We start from the raw sequence: 22,210 nt of genomic DNA, 5'->3' as shown, positions 1-22,210 counted from the left end.
TTCTCCTTGATACGGGCCGGGCTGCATTTCCGCCGACGATACCATGTTTTGGTCGAAGCTCCAGTGCGGTCGCTCACGAGTCTGATGGCGGCAGGAAGGTATCGAGCCGATTGACGCCCGGCCCGGTGACGCCGTCGAACCCCAGTTGAAAGAGGACGTGGGTCTCGTCTTGGGTCTCGACGCCTTCGGCCACGGCGAGGATGCCCAGCGAGTGACAGAGGGTGGCCATGCCGCGCAGGATGGTCTGCCGCTCATGGGTCTCCTGCACGCCCTTGACCAGGCTGCTGTCGATCTTGAGGAAGGCCAGGCCCAGATCGTGCAGGTCGGCGAGATGGGTGAATTCGGCGCCGACGTTCTTCAACCCCAACTGACAGCCCATCGGTCTCAGCTCCCGGCAGAGGCTGCGGAAGCCGTCGAGTTCCTGGATGATCAACTGGCCGGGTAGTTCCAGCCACAGCTGTCGCGAGGCCTCCGGGCGGATGCCAAGCCGGGCGTGCAGCTCGAGCACGAAGCGACCGTCGCGGATCGACGCGGGCGAGAGGTTGATGGCCGTGGCCTGGTGACGATGGGCGATGTTCTGCAGGGCGGCATCGACGACGGCCAGGTCCAGCGCCACGTCGAGCCCCAGTCGCGATACCCAGGGGATGAAGGTGCCGGCCGGTTGCCACCGTTGCCGAAGGCGCAGTCGGGAAGGGCACTCGTAGTGCAGGAGCTTGCCTTGCGGATCGAGTACCGGATAGTGCGCCAGTTGGACGCCTTCCCGAATGGCGGTCTGCAGCGCCTCGCGCCATTCGGCATGGGTGGTGAACAGGCTCTTCGGTCGGTCGTCGTCAACGACCGTCAGGCCCTGCTGAGCGTCCCTTTCGATTTGCGACAGGGCGCCGTCGAGGCCGGACAGGAGCTCGCGGCGACGATCGCCCTGAACATAGTGATCGATGGCACCGTGCAGGGCGATGGGGGCCTCTCTCGATCCGGCCAGGGCGTCGAGACGAGCGGTCAGCTCCCGTTGGACGAATTCGCGGTCGTCGAGGCCCGCCAGGAGCAGCGCGAAGTCGCTGCCGTTGAGGCGTCCGACCAGGCCGCTGCCATGCACCTGGGCCAACTGCCCGAGTGAATCGGCGAGTTCGCGCAGCAGCGCATCCGTATTGTCATGGCCGAGCGTTTCATTGAGCTGCCCGAGCCGGCCCACGCGCACCAGGGCAAGACAGCCGCTGGCGCGGAAGTCCTGGCTCTCCAGGTGAATCTGTAGCTGCGCCAGGAAGGCGTCCCGGTTCAGTGCTCCGGTGACGGCATCATGCTGGAGACGACGACGCAGGCTGTCGAGCTGTTGGCTCTCGCGGCCGAGCATGTCGCCCACGTCACCGGCCAGCTGGTTCATGGCTTCGACGACCTCGCCCAGTTCCCTGGTGCGTGGCACCCTGGACGTGGTGAATCGGCGCATGCCGATATTCCTGGCCTGCTCCACGACACGATGCAGCGGTTGGCGGATGCTCCGTACCAGCAAACCGCCCAGGAGCAGGCTGGCCAGGCCGGCCAGCGTGAACCAGCCCGCGAGCCTCCAGGTGCTGCGCCACAGCGAGCGATAGGCGTAGCTATGCTGGCTCTCCACGCTCAGGGTGCCGAACTGTTGCCAGCCGTCCTGGACCATGGCGACGCCGGGTGCGACATCGAAGTCGACCAGGCTCACGAACCATGCCGGTACATCGCCGATGGCATCACTGGCCCGGCGTGATTCGATGATCTCGCCGTCGGGGCTGCGCAGCTCGATGCGTCGGTAGTATCCGGTATCGAACTGGGCGGCGATAAGCAGTTCGATGGTCACGGCATCCTTGGGCATCTGGGTCAGGGTCAATGCCAGGGCATTGGCGTTATCGGCGTTCTTGATGCGGACTTCCTGCTCGATATAGGCACGGCTCGTCGTCACGCCGATGAACAGGCTGGCGCCGAAGGACAGCAGCACGAGTCCCACGATGATCAGCCAAAGCTGCTTGATGAGTGACATCTGTTATCCCCCCTGGATGAAACCCTGCTGTCGCATGCGGTCGATGGCGCTTCGCCAGCGCGACAGGCGTGCCGTGGGGTCGCCGTGTGAGCGGGGCGATCCGGTGGCCCAGAGTCCACTGCCGTTGAAGCTGAACAAGGGCTCGAGGTCGATGCGCTCGCCGGCGGGCTCTATCGTCGTCACCAGATTGTCCAGCACCAGCGGCTCGGTGCTGGGCGAAACGTAATAGCCGAGCACCATGTGCGCCTGGGTGATGCGGCTGCGTCCGATTCTTGCCTTGACGTAGATCAGGCGCAGCATGGCCTCGGGGATCTCAAGCTCGCGAAGGCTGACGTACTTGGCAATGGTGAAGTCTTCGCAGTCGCCGGCGCCACGGCCCAGCGTCTCCAGTGGCGTGGCCCAGAAATCCTCCTGGTGCCAGGCGCGATCATCGTCGAGCCAGCGTACGCGGCGATTGATGAAATCGTTGACATCATGCAGTTGGGTGTCGCGTGCCGCGCGCCGCAGTCGCTCCAGCAGGTTCAGCCACTCCTCGAGCACCGAGAGGCCGTCGGATCCGAACTCCCGGCGCATGCTTTGTCGCAGGCGGACCCGGTCCAGACTGGCCTGCAGCCCGCTCGATGGCAGGCCCAGTGCGCCGGCGATCAGCATGCCGCCCAGCAGGGCTAGGCACCGTCGGCGATCGGGCGAGGCCGGGCGAAAACGAGAACGATCGGGCATGCCGTCCTGCCAGTGGATGAGCAATGGCTAAAGCTTAGGTCTCGGCAAACGCCAGTGCGAGGCGATGAGATCGTGAAAACCCTGTTTCGTCGGTGTGCCGAGCAGGTAGCGAGTCCATGGGGTCGCAGGCAAGGTGCAGCGATGCGGCAGGGCGATGGCGAAGAGGAGGCATGCCGCCAGGCGGCCCAGGGGGCGTCTGGCGGCTATGCATTGCAAGGACACTAGCCTCGTCCCGGTCCCTGCCACAGCCGCAGTCGACCCATCCACGCGAGATCCCCGGCAGCACGGCGCAGATCGGCCGCGGCGGTGTCCGGGTCGAGGTCCTCGGACAGCGGAGCGTGATAGAGGGCCACGTCGATGCGATCGTCCAGGTAGTGAAGATCGAGGTCGACGCGGGCGCGCCAGGCCGGCAACGCGTGCCAGGCGGCATCGAGCAGTGCCTCGACATCGTCGCGCAGCGGCAGGCCGGGGCGCCGGCTATGCGCGGTCTGGCCTTCGTCGTCCTCGGGATCGATATGGAAGGTCACATCGGCCAGGCTGGGCATGGCCTCGCGCAGCCGGCGGCTGACTGCATTGCCGATCTCATGCGCCTCCGAGACGGTGACCCGTGGCGGCACCACGATGTGCAGGTCGAGGAGCGCATCGCCGGCGACCCGGCGGGTGCGAAGTTCATGGACGCCGCGCACCCCGGGCACGGTCTCGGCGGTCTCCTTCAGCAGCGCCTGATCCTCCGCCGGCAAGGCGGTGTCGATCAGCTCCTGGCTGGACTCCCAGAGCAGCCGCCCGCCGACCTGGCCGACCATGATCCCCACCACGACGGCGGCCACGGCATCCATCCAGCCGAAGCCGAACTGGGCCGCCAGCAGGCCGATCAATACCACCAGGGTGGAGAGGGCATCCGAGCGGGAGTGCCAGGCGTTTGCCTCCAGCAGGCGAGACTCGATGCGCCGCGCGACACGCATCGTGTAGTGATAGATGCCTTCCTTGGCCAGCAGGGCAATCGCGGCGATGGCAATGGCCCAGCCGCCGGGGGCGGGAACCGGGTCGCCGGCGTACAGGCGGCCGAGGCTCGCCCAGGCGATGGCGCCGGCCACGAAGATCAGCACGCCGCCGAGCCAGAGCGTCGCCAGGGTCTCGATGCGGCCATGGCCGTAGGGGTGATCCCGATCGGGGGCCTGGCGACCGAAATGCGTGGCCGCCACCACGAAGACGTCGGTCACGATGTCCGAAAAGGAGTGGATGCCGTCGGCGATCAGGGCCGCGGAGCCGACCAGGCTGCCGGTGACCAGCTTGGCCATGCCGACCAGGAAATCCACTCCGGCGCCGATCAAGGTGGCCTTGTGTGCCTCACGCGTCTGAGCGGCTCGCTCCGTCATCCTCGTTCCTCCCGCCGTGTCCGTGGGATCGCGCCTATTCGCCTGCCCGTGGCGTCACCTCGGCAGCCGTCTTGCATCGACGACCTGGCGCTTCATGCTGCGTCACGCCTCACTTTTGGCCCCTTTGACATTCCGAACCGGATTGGCGTACTGGGCCAGCCACCAGTCACGCAATTCCGCCGGCACCTCGGCGAGTCGTGCCTGGAAGCGGGCGCGATCGGCATCGGTGACCTCGCTCAGGTCGAGCAGCTCCGGCGCATCACCCAGGGCCTCGAGCGCCAGGTAGTGGCTGGGGAAGAGGTGATAGCCACCAAGTACCTGGCGGTCGATCTCCGCCGCCACCGCGTCGGGAGTGTCGAAGTCCGACGTGAGCGGCGTACCGAAGCGCAGGTGCACGCGGCCCTTCTGGCCGGTAATGCCGGCAACGATCGAGCGGATGTCCTCGAACTCGCTCTTGTCGTAGGCGCCGCTGGTGTGCACCGCGCGCAGCTCCCGAGCCTTCTGGATGTCGCAGGGATCGTACTCGTAGCTGATCGATACCGGCACGACGCGCAGCTCGGCGATCGCCTCGCCGATGCCGGTGCTGCGGTCCTCGGCGCGGCGCGACATGGTCAGCATCTTGAGAATCGCCGGGTCGGTGCGATCGATGCCGTCCTTGGCGCGCCCCTCGCGCTGAGCCATCCAGATCGAGTGATTGTCGACGGTGATCGAATGGCGAATATAGGCGGATAACTTCTGATAGGCGGCCAGCATGGCCCGCTTGCCGCGGGCGCTGCGTGGCACGATAAAGCTCTTGTTGAGCCGCATCAGATCGGTGACATAGGGTTTCTGCAGCAGGTTGTCGCCGATGGCGATGCGCACGGTGTCGCGCTTGGCCAGGTAGAGCGCATAGTTGACGAAGGCCGGGTCCAGCGAGATGTCGCGATGGTTGCCGATGAACAGGTAGGCGGTATCGGGGGCGAGCTGTTCGAGGCCATCGACGCGAAAATCGCTGGTCGAGCTGCGCAGCATCCGCTGCATGTAACCGGCGATGCGAGCCTGGAAGTCGCGGATGGTGGTGACGTCGCGCACTTCGCGGCGCACCGCGGCGCTGGCAATGGCCCGCGACAGGCGGGGCATCCATTTGGCCAGCCGGGGCAGCCGAAAGCGGGTCAGGGCATCCAGCAGTTCCGGATCCTTGGCCAGTCGGGCCAGCACCTCGGCCACTTCGTGGTCGTGATAGGGGCGAATCTCGGCCCACGGATCTGAGGCGTCTTCAGTATGCATGGTTGTCATGAGCGCGGCCGTATTGGTCAAGCGGTGGGGGTGGCCTGGCCGGCCTGGGCTTCGCCGCCCAGCCAGGCCAGCAGGCGCTCGATGCCGTCGGCTAGTGCCTGGGTCATCAGCAGGAAATCGGTCTCCAGGCGCACCAGGGCATCATCGCCATCGTCGGCCTGGGAGGCTTCGTCGACCAGGGCGTCGTCGAACCGGATCGACTTTACCGCCAGGTCGTCGTGGAGCACGAACGACAGCCGTCCCTCCAGGCCCAGCGCCAATTTGCTGGCCTGCCGGTCGCCTTCGAGGAGCTGTTGAATCTCGTCGCTGTCGAGATCGACCTGGCGTGCGCGCAGCACGCCGTCATCGCCCTTGGCCTTGAGTTCGACCTGGTCGCCCAGCACCAGGTCCACGGGCCGGGTGCCGGGGTCGCCAAGCCAGGTGGTCATGGCGCGCATGGGCAGGGTCTGGCTGGCCAGCGGCGTGACCTTTAGGCTGCCCAGCGTCTCGCGAAGCAGGTCGAGGATCTCTTCGGCGCGCTTGCGGCTGCTGGCGTTGACGGCGATCAGCGAGCGACGGCTGTCCCACCACAGATCCACTTTCTGGCTGCGCACGAAGGCTCGGGGCAGCAGCTCTTCGTAGACCTGCTCCTTGAGCGTTAGCTTCTCCTGGCGGCGCAGCTTGCGGCCTTCCTGGGTCTCGATGGCGTCGACGCGCTCCTCCAGCTCCTCCTTGACCACGGCAGCCGGTAGCAGGCGCTCCTGGCGCAGGGCGGTGATCAGGCGTTGCCCTTGCAGTTCGTGCAGCAGCTGGGTGCCGGCCCGGCCGGCGGGCGGGCACCAGCCCAGCCGGCGCGCTTCACTGCCGCCCAGTGGACGAAACGCCTGTTGGCCCAGTGCCTCCTCGAGGAGGGTAGTGTCCAGCGTGGGGGCGTCGTGCAGGCGATAGAGGTGCAAGTGCTTGAACCACATGTATGAAGCGTTCCCTGGGCGAAAAGGACGCACATTATGGCGAATGGGGCACGGGGGTGCCAGCATCCCGGGAACGCCCGGATTCAAACTGCTGTTTGAATCCGGGCGGCGCGTCTGGCTAGAATCGAGGGTTCATTTCACGCTCGATCAGGAGTTCCCATCATGGATGCCCGGCTTTCCAGCGTCTCGCTGCGCGTGCGTGGCTACCACCTCGATGGCTACGGCCACGTCAACAATGCCCGCTACCTGGAGTTCCTCGAGGAGGGGCGCTGGGCGTATTTCGACGAGCGCCCTGCACTGGCCGAGATCATCCAGGGCGGCGAGGTGGCCTTCGTCGCCGTCAACCTGAACATCGACTATCGACGGGCGGCGGTGGCCGGCGAGGACCTGGAGGTGGTCACCGGGCTGGCCGAGCTCGGCAGTCGTAGCGCGCGCATGCATCAGGACATCCGCCGGGCCCGCGATGGCAAGACGGTGGCCAGTGCCGATCTCACCTTCGTGCTGCTGGACGTGGCCGCCAACAAGGCGGTCACCATCGACGGTGCGCTGCGCGATGCCATGGCGCCGCTGGTCGTCCAGGAGGCGTCCGACGCCTAGCCCGAATCGTCGCGGGTGCTTGACGGGGGGGAGTGGTGGCTTGCCTTGCGCCGCGCTGGCGGTGCCATCGGTGGTTCCTTATCGCTGCTTTGCGGCGCCCACAGTGGTATGATGCTGGGCTGATATGGCGCGTCCCCTCACGGCCAGGCGGCGCGCCAACCTCTTGCAGTGCAAAGGATTCGACGACCCATGGGTGACATCGCCAGAGAGATTCTGCCAGTCAACATCGAGGACGAACTCAAGCAGTCGTACCTCGATTACGCGATGAGCGTGATCATCGGCCGTGCGCTGCCCGACGTGCGCGATGGCTTGAAACCGGTCCACCGGCGCGTGCTCTATGCCATGCACGAGCTGAACAACGACTGGAACAAGCCGTACAAGAAGTCGGCGCGTGTCGTCGGCGATGTCATCGGTAAGTACCATCCTCACGGCGACAGCGCCGTCTACGACACCATCGTGCGCATGGCCCAGGATTTTTCCATGCGCCACGTGCTGGTCGACGGCCAGGGCAACTTCGGCTCCATCGACGGCGACAACGCCGCGGCGATGCGTTACACCGAGGTGCGCATGGCCCGGCTCGCCCATGAGCTGATGGCTGACCTGGAGAAGGACACCGTCGACTGGGTCGACAACTACGACGGCACCGAGCGTATTCCCGACGTGCTGCCCACCAAGGTGCCCAATCTGCTGGTCAACGGCTCCTCGGGTATCGCGGTGGGCATGGCCACCAACATCCCGCCGCACAATATGGTGGAAGTGATCGACGGCTGCCTGGCGCTGATCGACGACTACACCCTGTCGGTCGACGACCTGATGGAGTACATCCCCGGTCCGGACTTCCCCACCGGCGGCATCATCAACGGTCGCGCCGGTATCCTCGAGGCCTATCGCACCGGCCGTGGGCGCATCTACGTGCGTGCCAAGCACACCATCGAGCACGACGAAAAGACCGGCCGCGACCACATCATCGTCACCGAGCTGCCGTACCAGGTGAACAAGGCGCGGCTGATCGAGAAGATCGCCGAGCTGGTCAAGGACAAGCGCATCGACGGCATCGCCGAGCTGCGCGACGAGTCCGACAAGGACGGCCTGCGCGTCGTCATCGAGGTCAAGCGCGGCGAGTCCGGCGAGGTGGTGGTCAACAACCTGTTCGCCCAGACGCAGCTGCAGAACGTCTTCGGCATCAACATGGTGGCCCTGGAAAGCGGCGAGCCGCGCACGCTGAACCTCAAGGAGGTGCTCGAGGCGTTCATCCGTCACCGTCGCGAGGTGGTGACCCGGCGCACCCTCTACGAGCTGAAGAAGGCCCGCGAACGCGGCCACATCCTCGAAGGCCTGACCGTGGCCATCTCCAACATCGACGAGGTGATCGAGCTGATCAAGGCCTCGCCGAACGCGTCCGAGGCCAAGGAGAAGCTGCTCGACCGCAACTGGTCGCCGGGCCAGGTCACCGGCATGCTCGAGCGGGCCGGGGCCCACTCCTGCAAGCCCGAGGACCTGGAGGAGGGCTTCGGCCTCAGCCAGGACGCTTCCCAGTACCGCCTCTCGCCGGCCCAGGCCCAGGCTATTCTCGAACTGCGTCTGCATCGCCTCACCGGGCTGGAGACCGAGAAGCTGCTCGACGAGTACCTGAGCATTCTCGAGAAGATCGCCGAGCTCACCGAGATCCTGGCCAGCGCCGATCGCCTGCTGGAAGTGATTCGCGAGGAGCTGACCGCGGTGCGCGACCAGTTCGGCGATGTGCGGCGCACCGAGATCCAGGCTAGCCATCTCGATCTGTCGATCGAGGATCTGATCGCCGAGGAAGACATGGTGGTCACGGTGTCCCGCTCCGGCTATGCCAAGACCCAGCCGCTCTCCGACTACCAGGCCCAGCGTCGCGGTGGGCGCGGCAAGTCGGCCACGGCGATGAAGGACGAAGACGTCATCGAGCACCTGCTGGTGGCCTCGACGCACGATACCGTGCTGCTGTTCTCCAACCGCGGCAAGGTGTACTGGCTCAAGGTCTATGAAATGCCATCCGCCAGCCGTGGCTCGCGGGGCAAGCCGCTGGTCAACCTGCTGCCGCTGGACGAGGGCGAGTCGATCAACGCCATCCTGCCGGTGCGCGATTACGATCCGAACAGCTATATCTTCTTCGCTACCGCCAAGGGCACGGTCAAGCGCACCAGCCTGGAACAATTCTCCCGGCCGCGCAGCGTGGGGCTGATCGCCATCGAGCTCGAGGAGGGGGATCGCCTGGTCGGTGCGGCCATCACCAGTGGCTCGGATCATGCCATGCTGCTGTCCTCCAACGGCAAGGCCATCCGCTTCGAGGAAGGCAATGTGCGTGCCATGGGGCGGACTGCCCGCGGCGTGCGCGGCATGAAACTGCTGGACGATGCCGAGGTGATCAGCCTGATCATCCCCCAGAGCCAGCTGATCGACGCCGAAAGCGAAGGCGACGATGCCGAGAGTGCCGAAGAGCATCAGGGCAACGGTGGCCAGATCTACATCCTCACCGCCAGCGAGAACGGCTACGGCAAGCGCACCCGCCTCGAGGAGTTCCCGCTGCGCGGGCGCGGCGGCCAGGGCGTGATCGCCATGCAGACCAGTGAGCGCAACGGTGCCCTGGTGGCCGCGATGCAGGTCTACGGCGCCGACGAGATGATGCTGATCACCGACCGCGGCACCCTGGTGCGGACCCGCGTCGACGAAGTGTCGATCAGTTCGCGCAACACCCAGGGCGTGATGTTGATTCGCCTGGGCGAGGGAGAAGCGCTGGTCAAGACGGTGCGCATCGACGAGCCCGAGGATGAGGCGACGTCTGTCGAGGGCGAAGAGGGTGAAGAGGGCGAAGCCCTTGAAGCCGCCGACGGAGAGGCCGGCAGTGAGCCGCCTGCCGCGGACGATGACCAGTAATACATAACGGAACGACGACGCTGATGACACGCCATTTCAACTTCTGCGCCGGTCCGGCCGCCTTGCCGCAGCCGGTCCTGGAGCGCGCCCGCGACGAGCTGCTGGATTACCAGGGGCGCGGTCTCTCGGTAATGGAAATGAGCCACCGCTCCCCCGAGTTCGTGGCCATTGCCGAGCAGGCCGAGCGCGACCTGCGTGAGCTGCTGGCGATTCCCGACAACTATCGGGTGCTGTTCACCCAGGGTGGTGCGACGATGCAGTTCGCCGCCGTGCCCTACAACCTGCTCGGGAAAGGCGGCAGTGCCAACTTCCTGCATACCGGCATCTGGGGCAAGAAGGCCATTGCCGAGGCGCGCCATCTGTTCGGTGCCGCTCCGGTGGTGGCGTCCAGCGAGGCGAGCGGCCATAGCGCCGCACCGCGCCAGGCCGATATCGCCCTGGCCGATGACGCCGCCTACCTGCACTACACCGCCAACGAGACCATCGGCGGGCTCGAGTTCGACTACATTCCCGAGGCCGTGCGCGCGGATGGCGCCGAGGTTCCATTGGTGTGCGACATGTCGTCGAGCATTCTGTCCGGCCCGATCGATGTCTCACGGTTTGGCGTCATCTATGCCGGTGCCCAGAAGAACATCGGCCCGGCTGGCCTGACGCTGGTGATCGTGCGCGACGACCTGCTCGACCGTGCCTGTGCCGAGATGCCGAGCCTGATGGGCTACAAGGCCCTGGCCGAAGCTGGCTCGATGGTCAACACGCCGGCCACCTACGGCTGGTACCTGGCCGGGCTGGTGTTCCAGTGGCTCAAGGATGACATCGGAGGCCTGGTGGCCATGGATGCTCTCAACACGCGCAAGTCCGAGAAGCTCTATGCCGCCATCGACGGCAGCGGCCTGTATTCGAACCCGATCACGCCGCGCAACCGTTCACGGATGAACGTGCCCTTCGTGCTGGCCGACGACCGCCTCGACAAGCCGTTCCTGGCGGAGGCCGAGCAGGCGGGCCTCTTGAACCTCAAGGGCCATCGCAGCGTCGGCGGCATGCGTGCCAGCCTCTACAATGCGGTGCCCGAGGCAGGCGTGGATGCGCTGATCGACTTCATGGGCGATTTCGAGCGGCGGCGGGGTTAACGCCTCGGGGAGCCATAAGCTGTAAGCTTTAAGCTGTAAGAAGAACCATTGCCCCAGCCAGACCGGGCAACAGCAGCACGGCTTACGGCTTACGGCCTACGGCTTTTCACAATTCAGGGAACCACCAATGAGTGATGCCCCCATCAATCTCGAGACGCTGCGACAGCGTATCGACGAGCTGGACAGCGATATCCTGCGGTTGATCAGCGAGCGCGCAGAGTGCGCCCGTCGCGTGGCCGAGATCAAGACCCAGGAAGACCCTCAGGCCGTGTTCTACCGGCCCGAACGCGAGGCTCAGGTCCTGCGACGGATCATGGAGCTCAACCCGGGCCCCCTCGACGGCGAGGAAATGGCTCGACTGTTCCGTGAGATCATGTCTGCCTGCCTGGCCCTGGAGCAGCCGGTCAAGGTCGCCTATCTGGGCCCCGAGGGCACCTTTACCCAGCAGGCGGCGCTCAAGCACTTTGGCGAGAGTGCGGTCAGCCTGCCCATGGCCGCCATCGACGAGGTGTTCCGCGAGGTGGAGGCGGGCGCCGTCAACTATGGCGTGGTGCCGGTGGAGAATTCCACCGAGGGTGTGATCAACCACACCTTGGACTCCTTCATGGATTCCGGGCTGAGCATCTGCGGAGAGGTGGTGCTGCGCATCCATCATCACCTGCTGGTGGCCGACACCACCCGGCGCGACAAGGTCTCGCGGATCTACTCCCATCCGCAGTCGTTCGCCCAGTGCCGCAAGTGGCTGGACGCGCACTATCCCCATGCCGAGCGAGTGCCGGTCTCCTCCAACGCCGAGGCTGCCCGCCTGGTCAAGACCGAATGGCACAGCGCCGCCATCGCCGGCGACATGGCCGCCAAGCTCTACGACCTGACGCGCATCGCCGAGAAGATCGAGGATCGTCCGGACAACTCCACGCGTTTCCTGATCATCGGCAACCAGGACGTGCCGATGTCCGGCGAGGACAAGACCTCCATCGTGGTCGCCATGCGCAACCAGCCCGGGGCCCTGCATGACCTGCTGGAGCCCTTCCATCGTCACCAGATCGACCTGACTCGCCTGGAGACCCGTCCCTCGCGCAGCGGCGTGTGGAACTACGTGTTCTTCATCGACTTCAAGGGGCATCACGACGAGCCGCGGGTGTCGGCGGTGCTCGAGGAAGTACGGCTGCGTGCCGCCGAGGTCAAGGTCCTGGGCTCCTTCCCCCAGGGCGTGCTCTAGATGGCTCGGCGGGACCTGCCATCCCGGGTGCTGATCGTCGGCCTCGGCCTGATCGGCGGCTCGCTTGCCGCGGCCCTGCGAGCGGCTGGCTTCGGGGCCGCTGAAGGTCGCACGGCCGGCTTCGGGGCCGCTGAAGATCGCACGGCTGGCTTCGGGGCCGCTGAAGGTCGCACGGCCGGCTTCGGGGCCGCTGAAGATCGCACGGCCGGCTTCGGGGCCGCTGAAGATCGCACGGCCGGCTTCGGGGCCGCTGAAAAGCGCGCTGAGATCCTGGCCTGCGATCCCGACGCCGAGGAGATCGCACGCGGCGTGGAGCTCGGGCTGATCGATCGGGGCGATACGCGTCTAACGTCGCTACTCGACGGCGTCGACCTGGTGGTGCTGGCGGTGCCGGTGCTGGCCATGCGCGAGGTGATGGCCGAGCTCGCTGCGGGGCTGGGACGAGCCGCTGCGAATCTGGTGATCACCGATGTAGGCAGCACCAAGGGGGCCATTCGTGAGGCTGCCGTGGCGGCCTTTGGCGAGCTGCCGGCAAACCTGGTGCTCGGCCATCCCATCGCCGGATCCGAGAAGAGCGGCGTGGCGGCGGCCAACCCCGAGCTGTATGCCGGGCACAAGGTGATCCTGACGCCCGAGCCCGGCACGGACTCTGATGCCGTGGCTCGTGTGCGGGTGCTATGGGAAACCGCCGGCGCCGAGGTGCTGGAGATGGACGTGGAGCGCCACGACGAGGTGCTGGCCCGCACCAGTCATCTGCCGCACCTGCTGGCCTTTTCGCTGGTGGACACCCTGGCCCGGCAGGACGAGCGGCTCGAGATCTTTCGCTACGCTGCCGGCGGTTTTCGCGACTTCACGCGCATCGCCGGCAGCGACCCGGTGATGTGGCGCGATATCTTCGTGGCCAACCGTGACGCCGTGCTCCACGCCCTCGACGACTTCGAGGACGGCGTGGCCCGGCTGCGTGAGGCTGTCGAACGCGGCGATACCGATGCCATGCTGGCCACCTTCGATCGCGCCAGCCATGCTCGTCACTACTTCGATTCCCTGCTTAACCAGACCAGTTACCAGGCGGAATATCAGATGCAAGCACAAGACCAGCTGCGCTACCGGGTCAGCCCCGGCGGCGGCGTGTCCGGGCGAATCCGCGTGCCCGGCGACAAGTCGATCTCTCACCGCTCGATCATGCTCGGCGCCCTGGCCGAGGGCGTGACCGAGGTCTCCGGCTTCCTGGAGGGCGAGGACAGCCTGGCCACCCTGCAGGCGTTCCGCGAGATGGGCGTGGCGATCGAAGGCCCGCATCAGGGTCGCGTGACCGTGCACGGCGTCGGCCTGCACGGCCTCAAGGCGCCGGCCGGGCCGCTCTACGTGGGCAACGCCGGCACCGCCATGCGCCTGTTCGCCGGCCTGCTGGCCGGACAGGCCTTCGATACCGAGCTGACCGGCGACGTCTCGCTGACCAAGCGCCCGATGGGGCGGGTTGCCGATCCGCTGCGAGAAATGGGTGCGGTGATCGAGACCGCCGAAGGCGGGCGCCCGCCGCTCAGGATCAAGGGCGGTCAGCCGCTCAAGGGCATCGACTACGACATGCCGATGGCCAGCGCCCAGGTAAAGTCCTGCCTGCTGCTGGCCGGGCTCTATGCCGAGGGCGAAACCCGGGTGCGCGAGCCGGCACCGACTCGTGATCACACCGAGCGGATGCTCAACGGCTTCGGTTACAAGGTCGAGCGACAGGGCGATACCTGCTGGCTGCAAGGCGGTGGTGAGCTGGCGGCGGCGCCGATCGACGTGCCCTCCGATATCTCGTCGGCGACCTTCTTCCTGGTGGCGGCTGCCATCACTCCAGGGGCCGACCTTGTGCTCGAACATGTCGGCATCAATCCCACGCGCATCGGGGTGATCAACATCCTTCAGCAGATGGGCGCCGACCTGCGCCTGGAGAACCAGCGCGAGGTGGGCGGAGAGCCGGTGGCCGATCTGCACATTCGCTACGCGCCGCTCAAGGGCATCGATATCCCCGTCGACCAGGTGCCGCTGGCCATCGACGAGTTTCCCGCGCTGTTCGTTGCCGCCGCCAACGCCGAGGGCACCACCCGGCTGCGCGAGGCCGCCGAGCTGCGGGTCAAGGAGTCCGATCGTCTCAAGGCCATGGCCGACGGCCTTGCCGTGCTGGGCGTGGAAAATCGCCTGTACGAAGATGGCATCGACATCGTCGGTCGTGCCGAAGGGCAGGGCGGCGATGGCCCGAGCTACGGTGGAGGGCGGATCGATAGCCTGGGCGACCACCGCATCGCCATGGCCTTCAGCGTGGCGGCGCTTCGCGCCTCCGATGAGATCGTCATCGACGACTGTGCCAACGTGGCCACGTCGTTCCCCGGCTTTGTGACTCTGGCTCGCCGCGTCGGGTTGTCCCTCGAGGAAGAGCGGGAGGCGTCATGAGCGATCTGGCACCGGTCTTGACCATCGACGGTCCCGGCGGGGCCGGCAAGGGCACCATCAGTCGGCTGGTCGCCGAGCGTCTGGGTTGGCATCTGCTGGACAGCGGCGCGCTCTACCGGCTGACCGCACTGGCTGCCACCAAGCACGATGTGGCGCTGGACGACGCGCCGGCCGTGGCGGCGATTGCCGAGACGCTGGACGTGATGTTCCTGGCCGAGGATGGCGAGCCGCGCGTTCTGCTCGAGGGCGAGGAGGCCACCCACACCATCCGCACCGAGCAGGTCGGCGATGCCGCCTCGCGGGTCGCCGCCCAGCCGGCAGTGCGCGAGGCGTTGCTCAAGCGTCAGCGCGACTTCCGAAAGGCGCCAGGGCTGGTGGCCGATGGGCGTGACATGGGCACCGTGGTGTTCGTCGACGCACCGCTCAAGATCTTCCTCACCGCCAGTGCCGGGGAACGCGCCAGGCGGCGCCAGCTCCAGTTGCGAGAGGCGGGGGTGGATGCTAGTCTATCGAGTCTTCTAAAGGAGATTCAGGCACGCGATGCACGCGATATGCAACGCAGCGTGGCACCGCTCGTACCGGCCGAAGATGCCGTCGAGCTGGACACCACGAGCCTGACGATACCGGAAGTGGTGGATCGGCTGACGGAACTGCTGGCCCAGCGTGGCCTCGCCTCCGACACCTGAACTCCCTTGCGGCGTCTTCGGCAAGATGTGATGACGTGGTCGAGCACCCCGTTTCCCGTGAGCTCGGCCAGGTCGAACCAGCGCCAACATCCCCGAAGACAGTCTGAAATGGCCCGCACTCGCTGGTGGTGCGGAGGAGCGGCCCTGCCGCACAACGTTGATCACGTAGGAACATCATGAGCGAAAGCTTTGCTGAACTGTTTGAACAGTCTCTCCAGGACATCAACATGGAGCCGGGCGCCATCGTCGCGGCTGCCGTCGTCGACATCGAGGGTGACTGGGTCACCGTCAATGCCGGCCTGAAGTCCGAAGGTCAGATCCCCGCGGCGCAGTTCCGCGACGAGAACGGCGAGCTGACCATTGCCGTTGGCGACGAAGTTCACGTCGCCCTGGAAGCCGTGGAAGACGGCTTCGGCGAGACCCGTCTGTCTCGCGAGAAGGCCAAGCGCGCCGAGGCCTGGAAGGTCCTGGAAGCCGCCTTCGAGAAGGAAGAGATCGTCAAGGGCGTGATCAACGGCAAGGTCAAGGGCGGCTTCACCGTCGACGTGGATTCCATCCGCGCCTTCCTGCCGGGTTCCCTGGTCGACGTGCGTCCGGTGCGCGACACCACGCACCTCGAGAACAAGGAACTTGACTTCAAGGTCATCAAGCTCGACCCGAAGCGCAACAACGTGGTCGTCTCTCGTCGTGCCGTGCTCGAAGCCGAGAACAGCGCCGAGCGTGAAGCCCTGCTCGCCACCCTGCAGGAAGGCCAGCAGATCGTCGGTATCGTCAAGAACCTCACCGACTACGGCGCCTTCGTCGACCTGGGCGGCGTCGATGGCCTGCTGCACATCACCGACATGGCCTGGAAGCGCATCAAGCATCCGAGCGAGATCGTGTCCGTGGGCGACGAGGTCACCGTCAAGGTGCTCAAGTTCGACCGCGAGCGCAACCGTGTCTCCCTGGGCCTGAAGCAGCTGGGCGAGGATCCCTGGGTCAACATCAAGGATCGTTACCCGGAAGGCACCAAGGTGCACGCCCGCGTCACCAACCTCACCGACTACGGCTGCTTCGCCGAGCTGGAAGAGGGTGTCGAGGGCCTGGTCCACGTGTCCGAGATGGACTGGACCAACAAGAACATCCATCCGTCCAAGGTCGTCCAGGTCGGCGACGAGGTGGACGTCATGGTGCTGGATATCGACGAAGAGCGTCGTCGTATCTCCCTGGGCATCAAGCAGTGCACCGCCAACCCGTGGGAAACCTTCAACGCCCAGTACAACAAGGGCGACCGCGTGGCCGGTACCATCAAGTCGATCACCGACTTCGGTATCTTCATCGGTCTGGAAGGCGGTATCGACGGCCTGGTGCACCTGTCCGACATCTCCTGGACCGAGACCGGCGAAGAGGCCGTGCGCTCCTTCAAGAAGGGCGACGAAGCCGAAGCCGTCATCCTGTCCATCGATCCGGAGCGTGAGCGTATCTCGCTGGGCATCAAGCAGCTCGACACCGACCCGGTCGCCGAGTTCCTGGCCGTCAACGACAAGGGCTCCATCGTCACCGGCCGCGTGGTCGAGGTCGATGCCAAGGAAGCCCACGTCGAGCTGGCGACCGATGTCGTGGCCGTGCTCAAGGCCTCCGAGATCAGTGCCGACCGCGTCGAAGACGCTCGTAACGCGCTGAACGAAGGCGACAGCGTCGAGGCCCGCATCATCGGCGTCGATCGCAAGAACCGCCAGATCAACCTGTCCGTCAAGGCCAAGGATCAGGATGATACTCGCCGCAACATGAGCAAGCTGCGCGAGCAGGACGTCGATACCGGTGGCGGCCCGACCACCATCGGCGACCTGATCAAGCAGCAGATGGGTCAGGACTGAGTTCTCGGGCTTTCGGCCCGGCTCTCACGCAAGACCGGAGGCGTCGCCCGCATGGGCGGCGCCTTTTCTATTTGTGTTGGCTCACAAGTGTATGGCGAATTACTTGCTCGAGTTGATGTCGCACAATAGTTAGGAGATCGAGATAAGTTATATTTTACTGCATCTCGATGGCTGGCTTATTCGTTTAGAGTTGCGAGATATGCTAATAGGCGTAATAATGTCGGTGCACTCCCGAACGGTTCAATAAGGATTTGTTAGATGTCATCACTACTCAGCAATTACATGCAGAAAGAGCAGCAGCTCAAGCAGCTCCAGAATGAGCTCGAGCGTCTGGAGAACGATGAGCGGCTCAAGGCCGAACTTGAGTTCAAGACCAAGCTCGAGGCACTCATGAAGGAGTTCGACAAGAGCGCGAATGATGTCATAGAGCTGCTCAACCCGAAGCCCGGCGCGGCGGCGCCCAAGGCCTCGGCTCCCAGCGCCGGTGGGCGCCGCAAGCGCAAGCTCAAGATCTACAAGAACCCGAACACCGGCGAGGTGGTCGAGACCCGGGGTGGCAATCAGAAGACCCTGAAAGCCTGGAAGGACGAGTTCGGTGCCGAGACCGTCGAGTCCTGGCTGGTGCGCACCGAGGACTGAGACCTTCGGCGTTTCCGTTTACGTCATGATGCCGCCCTGTGAGGCGGCATCATGGTGTCAGAGCAGCGGAATGCGCAGCTCAAGCACGCCGTGTTCCTGGAGCAGCTGTGGCGCCTCCCCGTTCAGCGGTGCGCCGCTGCCGGCGAGGCTTCGGCATGCCAGATCCAGTACGGCCGAATCGACCTGTTGGGTGCTGTCCAGAGTGATGCAGGCGAGGCGTCGTGCCGGCAGGTTCTGCAGACGGAAGGTTGGCGGTAGCGCCAGGTGGGACGTGGTGTCGTCGACTGCTACGCCGAGATCGAGACGTGGCAGGGCGCCCGCTATCGGCTGATCGTGAAAGACGGCCAGCGGCGAGGCTTGATTGAGCGCCGAAGGCAGATCCTCGGCTCCCCAGGTGTGGCGCTGCCAGCCATGCAGGTTCTCCAGGGGTTGCGGATGATAGAGTCGCGTCAGGACCGCCTGTCGCCTTGGCAGCTCGCGAATCCGGTAGCTGAAGGTGGTGCTGTCGCTGCACTGCCTCTGCAGCGTCAAGCGCAGGCGCTGCCGGTAGTGGCGTGGCGTGTCGCCGTAGTAGCGCTGGAAGGCGCGCGAGAAGGCCGAGTGATTGCGATAACCGCAGACCGCGGCAATATGACTGATGTTCTGTGGTGTATGGATCAGCAAGCGAGCCGCTTTTTCCAGACGCAATTGGTCCCGGTAAGTACCGGGCGAGACGCCGAAGCGTTTCCTGAAGCGACGCCTGATCTGCGACGATGAGTATCCCATCCTCGTAGCGAGTTCTTCGATGCCTTGCTGGCTGTCCAGGGTTTCCTGTAGCCAGATTTCCGCTCGCATCATGTCCTGGCACATGGCCTTCCCCTCGAACTGCATTATAAACCCGTGCCTTGCTGATGCCTGTCGAGGCATATCCGGTCGACGCGCCGCCAGATCTCATGCCGGGATCGTCGGGTGTTCCATGTCTGGCCCGATTCTTGTTGTTATGGACGCTTATCGTATTCTTGCTTTATGCCGGTTAAAGGGGGTCGAAGGCAAGTTTGCCTTTTGTCATTGATCGATTCGGCACATAATGGGGCCGGGTCACCCGCTGACAGGTGTCAGGCGAAGAGAATGGAGGTATACTGCGTTGGGTTTCCTTATCAGGCCACGGCCAGCGCTTTTTCCTTCCCGGCCGAGGCCTTGAACCGACTGGTCACGAATGAAACAGCAAAAATTCCGAAAGCCCATGGATGAGCGTGAGAAGTTACGCAAGTTCCGTGAACTCGACGATGCCTTCGCCGAAGCGCTGCGCGAACTCGAGAGTCCCGACCATCAACTGGATATTCCCACTGGCCCTCCCGTACGCTCTCTCGAAGAGCAGGAGGCCGATGAGCAGTCACGCCAACAGGTCTTCGAGCATCGCTTGAAGACTTTAATGACGGATTATGCCTTGCCGGCCGAAAGCGTCAGCGAACTTCTCAAGACGCTTCAGTCGCTCGGTCGCATCGCCTGATGCGGATGACTGAAAGCTTCAGTGGCGATACCGATATACTCTCAGACTGGGCAGAAAAGGCTCTTGCTCCAGTCGTTCGTCGCTGCGGCGAGCGCGCGTGCGTTTCTCGGGTGGGTGCTGCGGTGGCAAGTTGTGACTTGGCAGGCGGCCCTCGTCTGCCGGTATGAAGAGCGGTAGCGCCACGTTCATGGCGCGGCGTATGTGCCCGTCCTCCAGGGGATCAAGGAAGAACAGGTTGGCTCGCATCAGCGGTGCCTGCTGCTGCACCTGGGCCAGGGGTTCGCCGTCGGGAATGCCGGCCAGCTGGCGCAGCTGGATGCGAACATGTGGCGCATCGGTGTCGAGGGCCAGCAGCTTCTGTTCGGCCTCGCGTACGCTCAAGCGCTTGATGGAGCGGCCGCTGGCGTACCAGGCTAGCCTCACACGGGCGACCGGTGCCGGGGCCAAGGGAATGGCTCGCCAGCACTGCTTGAGATGCAACCGTGCCAGGCCACTGCCGCGCAGGTGATCGTGCAGCTCGGGATGGCGGAACGGTAGCACCGCCTTGACCTCGGGCAGCAGGCTGGGAACTTCCTCACGAATCTGGCCGAGCAGATCGGCGAAGGCGCGCTTGGCGGCGTTGACCTCTCGGGCGCCGTCCATGAGCGGTGGCGTTGCGGCGATCAGGCCGACGTGACTGCGCGTGCTGCGGCCGTCCTGGCCATCCTGATACCAGAAGTCCAGCAGCGCCCGATGCAGCCAGGTGGCATCGGCGCATGCTTCCCCGAAGGCCCAGGCCTCGCCGCCTTCGCTGCGCCAGGTGGTGGCCAGTGCCTCGCTGGCGTCGATCAGCGTGTCATAGGCGGCCTCCAGCCTGGCCAGCAGCCGGTATTCGGGGGCGGCGTTCATCGCTTCAACTGCCGCCATCCCGGTCTGCCTGGGCCAGCCAGGCGTCGATATCGGCCTCGTCCATGGACGGCTCACCGGCGATTCGATGCGACTCGTCGGCCCAGGCGCCCAGGTCGAGTAGTCGGCATCGCTTGCTGCAGAAGGGGCGGTAGGGATTGTCCTCGCTCCAGCGGACCTTCTTGCGGCACTGAGGGCAGGCGACCTCGAGGGGGCGGTCGGAATCGGCTGGGGTCATGCAATGTCTCTCGGTGGCTGGGGCGTTCTCGATGATGACAAGGATGGCGAATCCGCGTCCCGGGGGCAAATCCGCGTCACTTCCCCGAGGGCTGCGCGTGGCGGCGATCGCCCGCGCTGTCGGACATCATGGCCCGCCGGTCGCCAACGCCCGGTAATGACGGTCCAGTTCGGCAACCCGCGCTGCCAGGCCGGATCGGCCGGTGTCATTGTCGAGGATGTCGTCGGCGCGGGCCAGGCGTCGGTCGCGCGGCATCTGGGCGGTGACGATGGCGCGCGCTTGTGTTTCGTCCACGTCATCGCGGCTGGCGGTCCGGCGGATCTGCAGCGACTCCGGCACGTCGATGACCAGCACGCGGTCGACGAGTTCGTGCTGCCCTGACTCGAACAGCAGGGGCGAGACCAGCAACGCATAGGGGGCGTCGCTGGTGCGAAAGTCGGCCAGCCGCTCCAGCAGCCGCTGGCGTATACGCGGGTGGGTCACGGATTCCAGCCAGCGCCGCTCGCTGGGGTCGGCGAACACGATCTCGCGCAGCGCACGACGATCCAGGCTGCCGTCGGGCTGCAGTACGCGCTTGCCATAGCGTTCGGCGATGGCGATCAGCGCCGGCTCGCCGGGCTCGACTACCTCGCGGGCCACGTCGTCGGCATCCACCCAGGGAGTGCCCAGCGCAGCGAAGGCGCGGGCGACGGTAGACTTGCCGGAGGCGATGCCGCCGGTGACGCCGACGATCAAGGTCGTATTGGACATATCACATCACCAGGGTCAGATAGGTCGCCATCAGCGGCTTGCCCAGCAGCAGTGCCATCCAGCCGGCTGCGGCGAGCCAGGGACCAAAGGGCATGGGAGCACCGCGTAGCCGGGGCACCGCCAGTTGGACTACCACCCCGACGATCGCGCCGGCACCAGCGGCCAGGATCAGCACCAGTGGCAGATAGATCCAGCCCAGCCAGGCGCCCAGCGCCGCAAACAGCTTGAAGTCGCCGTAGCCCATGCCCTCCTTGCCGGTCACCGCCTTGAACAGCCAATAGAAGCCCCACAGCGAGAGGTAGCCCGCCATGGCGCCGATGACTGCATTGGGCAACTGCAGCGGCTGACACAGTAGCTGATAGAGCAGCCCGGCCCACAGCAGGGGGAGCGTCAGCATGTCCGGGAGTAGCTGAGTGCGCAGGTCGATGACCGCCATGGCCAAGAGGCTCAGGCACGCGGCGAGGATGAAGACACCCTCTAGGGTAGGACCGAACAGGGCCGTCACCGCCAGGGTCAGCAGGGCGCCTGCCAGTTCCACCAGCGGGTATTGCGGGCTGATGCGGGTGTGGCAGTGGGCGCAGCGCCCGCGTCGTTTCAGCCAGCCGAGCACTGGCAGGTTGTCGTGCCAGGCGATCGGCGTCTCGCAGCGCGGACACAGTGAGCGAGGCGTGACCATGTTGAAAGCCGGCGTCGTCTCGGTCTCCAGTTCCAGGGCCTCCCGCGCCTCGGCGCGCCACTCGCGCATCAGCATGACCGGCAGGCGCGTGATCACCACGTTGAGAAAGCTGCCGAGACACAGGCCGATGAAGGCCGCCAGCGGCCAAAGCAGCTGAGAGGGCAAGTCGACGGGCAAGAGGCGCTCCTGATTCACGAAGAGTGTCGGTGTCCATTCTACGGTCCAGACGCCGGCTTGTCCGGGGTGACGGGTGTGAGACGCTGGCGCATTGCGTCGCGCGACGACAGGCCGGGAAGTGAAGGGCGCTCTGGTTCGCCCACTTGAGATCCAGGCATCTGCCACGATGAGTCACCTCTTTCCGACGCCTGTCAGGCAGGATGCCAACGCC

19 protein-coding genes are annotated in these 22,210 nt (G+C 65.4%); 9 read left to right on the top strand and 10 right to left on the bottom strand.

Annotation, left to right across the window (positions count from 1 at the left end; all coding sequences use genetic code 11):
* Nucleotides 1-73: 73 nt before the first annotated feature.
* From FHR96_RS14590 to FHR96_RS14570, 5 genes are all read right to left on the bottom strand, one after another.
* Complete coding sequence (locus FHR96_RS14590) at nucleotides 74-2,002, bottom strand: EAL domain-containing protein (RefSeq protein ID WP_183388418.1); 1,929 nt, start codon at nucleotides 2,000-2,002, stop codon at nucleotides 74-76.
* A gap of 3 nt (nucleotides 2,003-2,005) precedes the next feature.
* On the bottom strand, nucleotides 2,006-2,722 hold the full coding sequence (locus FHR96_RS14585) for a transglutaminase-like cysteine peptidase (RefSeq protein WP_221195837.1): 717 nt from the start codon (nucleotides 2,720-2,722) through the stop codon (nucleotides 2,006-2,008).
* 221 nt (nucleotides 2,723-2,943) lie between these two features.
* Nucleotides 2,944-4,098: a cation diffusion facilitator family transporter gene (locus FHR96_RS14580; RefSeq protein ID WP_183388417.1), complete on the bottom strand. Its 1,155-nt coding sequence runs from the start codon at nucleotides 4,096-4,098 to the stop codon at nucleotides 2,944-2,946.
* 102 nt (nucleotides 4,099-4,200) lie between these two features.
* Entirely contained in the window at nucleotides 4,201-5,364 is a 1,164-nt protein-coding gene (locus FHR96_RS14575; protein WP_246392977.1) for a 1-acyl-sn-glycerol-3-phosphate acyltransferase, read from the bottom strand.
* A 26-nt stretch (nucleotides 5,365-5,390) separates the two neighbouring features.
* Nucleotides 5,391-6,323, bottom strand: a complete 933-nt coding sequence (locus FHR96_RS14570; protein ID WP_183388415.1) for a recombination-associated protein RdgC — start codon at nucleotides 6,321-6,323, stop codon at nucleotides 5,391-5,393.
* A gap of 162 nt (nucleotides 6,324-6,485) precedes the next feature.
* Between FHR96_RS14570 and FHR96_RS14565 the strand changes: the two genes are divergently transcribed.
* From FHR96_RS14565 to FHR96_RS14530, 8 genes are all read left to right on the top strand, one after another.
* The gene (locus FHR96_RS14565; RefSeq protein WP_183388414.1) at nucleotides 6,486-6,920 is read left to right on the top strand and encodes an acyl-CoA thioesterase; all 435 of its coding nucleotides are present in this window, start codon (nucleotides 6,486-6,488) and stop codon (nucleotides 6,918-6,920) included.
* 189 nt (nucleotides 6,921-7,109) lie between these two features.
* Entirely contained in the window at nucleotides 7,110-9,821 is a 2,712-nt protein-coding gene (gyrA, locus tag FHR96_RS14560; RefSeq protein WP_183388413.1) for a DNA gyrase subunit A, read from the top strand.
* Nucleotides 9,822-9,844: 23 nt separating this feature from the next.
* Nucleotides 9,845-10,948, top strand: a complete 1,104-nt coding sequence (serC, locus tag FHR96_RS14555; protein ID WP_183388412.1) for a 3-phosphoserine/phosphohydroxythreonine transaminase — start codon at nucleotides 9,845-9,847, stop codon at nucleotides 10,946-10,948.
* Nucleotides 10,949-11,075: 127 nt separating this feature from the next.
* A complete protein-coding gene (gene pheA / locus FHR96_RS14550; RefSeq protein ID WP_183388411.1) occupies nucleotides 11,076-12,167 on the top strand; it encodes a prephenate dehydratase in 1,092 nt (363 codons plus the stop codon).
* Entirely contained in the window at nucleotides 12,168-14,603 is a 2,436-nt protein-coding gene (locus FHR96_RS14545; protein ID WP_183388410.1) for a bifunctional prephenate dehydrogenase/3-phosphoshikimate 1-carboxyvinyltransferase, read from the top strand.
* Entirely contained in the window at nucleotides 14,600-15,289 is a 690-nt protein-coding gene (gene cmk, locus FHR96_RS14540) for a (d)CMP kinase (protein ID WP_183388409.1), read from the top strand. The genes FHR96_RS14545 and cmk overlap by 4 nt, the downstream gene beginning before the upstream one ends.
* A 176-nt stretch (nucleotides 15,290-15,465) precedes the next feature.
* Nucleotides 15,466-17,145: a 30S ribosomal protein S1 gene (rpsA, locus tag FHR96_RS14535; protein ID WP_183388408.1), complete on the top strand. Its 1,680-nt coding sequence runs from the start codon at nucleotides 15,466-15,468 to the stop codon at nucleotides 17,143-17,145.
* Between the two features lie 258 nt (nucleotides 17,146-17,403).
* The gene (locus FHR96_RS14530; RefSeq protein ID WP_183388407.1) at nucleotides 17,404-17,784 is read left to right on the top strand and encodes a histone-like nucleoid-structuring protein, MvaT/MvaU family; all 381 of its coding nucleotides are present in this window, start codon (nucleotides 17,404-17,406) and stop codon (nucleotides 17,782-17,784) included.
* Between the two features lie 57 nt (nucleotides 17,785-17,841).
* On the opposite strand, the gene FHR96_RS14525 is transcribed toward FHR96_RS14530, so the two are convergent.
* Complete coding sequence (locus FHR96_RS14525; protein ID WP_183388406.1) at nucleotides 17,842-18,633, bottom strand: helix-turn-helix transcriptional regulator; 792 nt, start codon at nucleotides 18,631-18,633, stop codon at nucleotides 17,842-17,844.
* Between the two features lie 373 nt (nucleotides 18,634-19,006).
* On the opposite strand from FHR96_RS14525, the gene FHR96_RS14520 reads away from it, so the two are divergent.
* Nucleotides 19,007-19,273 carry a hypothetical protein gene (locus FHR96_RS14520; RefSeq protein ID WP_246392975.1) on the top strand — a complete coding sequence of 89 codons (267 nt, stop codon included), beginning with the start codon at nucleotides 19,007-19,009 and terminating at the stop codon, nucleotides 19,271-19,273.
* 18 nt (nucleotides 19,274-19,291) lie between these two features.
* Here FHR96_RS14520 and FHR96_RS14515 read toward each other — a convergent pair whose 3' ends face one another.
* The 4 genes from FHR96_RS14515 to FHR96_RS14500 all read right to left on the bottom strand — a co-directional run bounded on the left by FHR96_RS14515 (nucleotide 19,292) and on the right by FHR96_RS14500 (nucleotide 21,999).
* On the bottom strand, nucleotides 19,292-20,179 hold the full coding sequence (locus tag FHR96_RS14515) for a DNA replication terminus site-binding protein (RefSeq protein ID WP_246392973.1): 888 nt from the start codon (nucleotides 20,177-20,179) through the stop codon (nucleotides 19,292-19,294).
* Nucleotides 20,166-20,396, bottom strand: coding sequence for a DNA gyrase inhibitor YacG (yacG, locus tag FHR96_RS14510; RefSeq protein ID WP_183388404.1), 231 nt, complete (start codon nucleotides 20,394-20,396; stop codon nucleotides 20,166-20,168). Before yacG ends, FHR96_RS14515 begins: the two co-directional genes overlap by 14 nt.
* A 126-nt stretch (nucleotides 20,397-20,522) precedes the next feature.
* Nucleotides 20,523-21,146 (bottom strand): dephospho-CoA kinase, encoded by a 624-nt coding sequence (gene coaE, locus FHR96_RS14505; RefSeq protein ID WP_183388403.1) that lies wholly within the window; start codon nucleotides 21,144-21,146, stop codon nucleotides 20,523-20,525.
* Between the two features lies 1 nt (nucleotide 21,147).
* Nucleotides 21,148-21,999 (bottom strand): prepilin peptidase, encoded by an 852-nt coding sequence (locus FHR96_RS14500; RefSeq protein ID WP_183388402.1) that lies wholly within the window; start codon nucleotides 21,997-21,999, stop codon nucleotides 21,148-21,150.
* Between the last annotated feature and the right edge of the window lie 211 nt (nucleotides 22,000-22,210).

This window comes from Halomonas organivorans, from assembly GCF_014192055.1.
GTDB classification, from domain to species: domain Bacteria; phylum Pseudomonadota; class Gammaproteobacteria; order Pseudomonadales; family Halomonadaceae; genus Halomonas; species Halomonas organivorans.
Note: the sequence above shows the minus strand (reverse complement) of the source record. Positions and strands in the feature narration are given on the sequence as shown.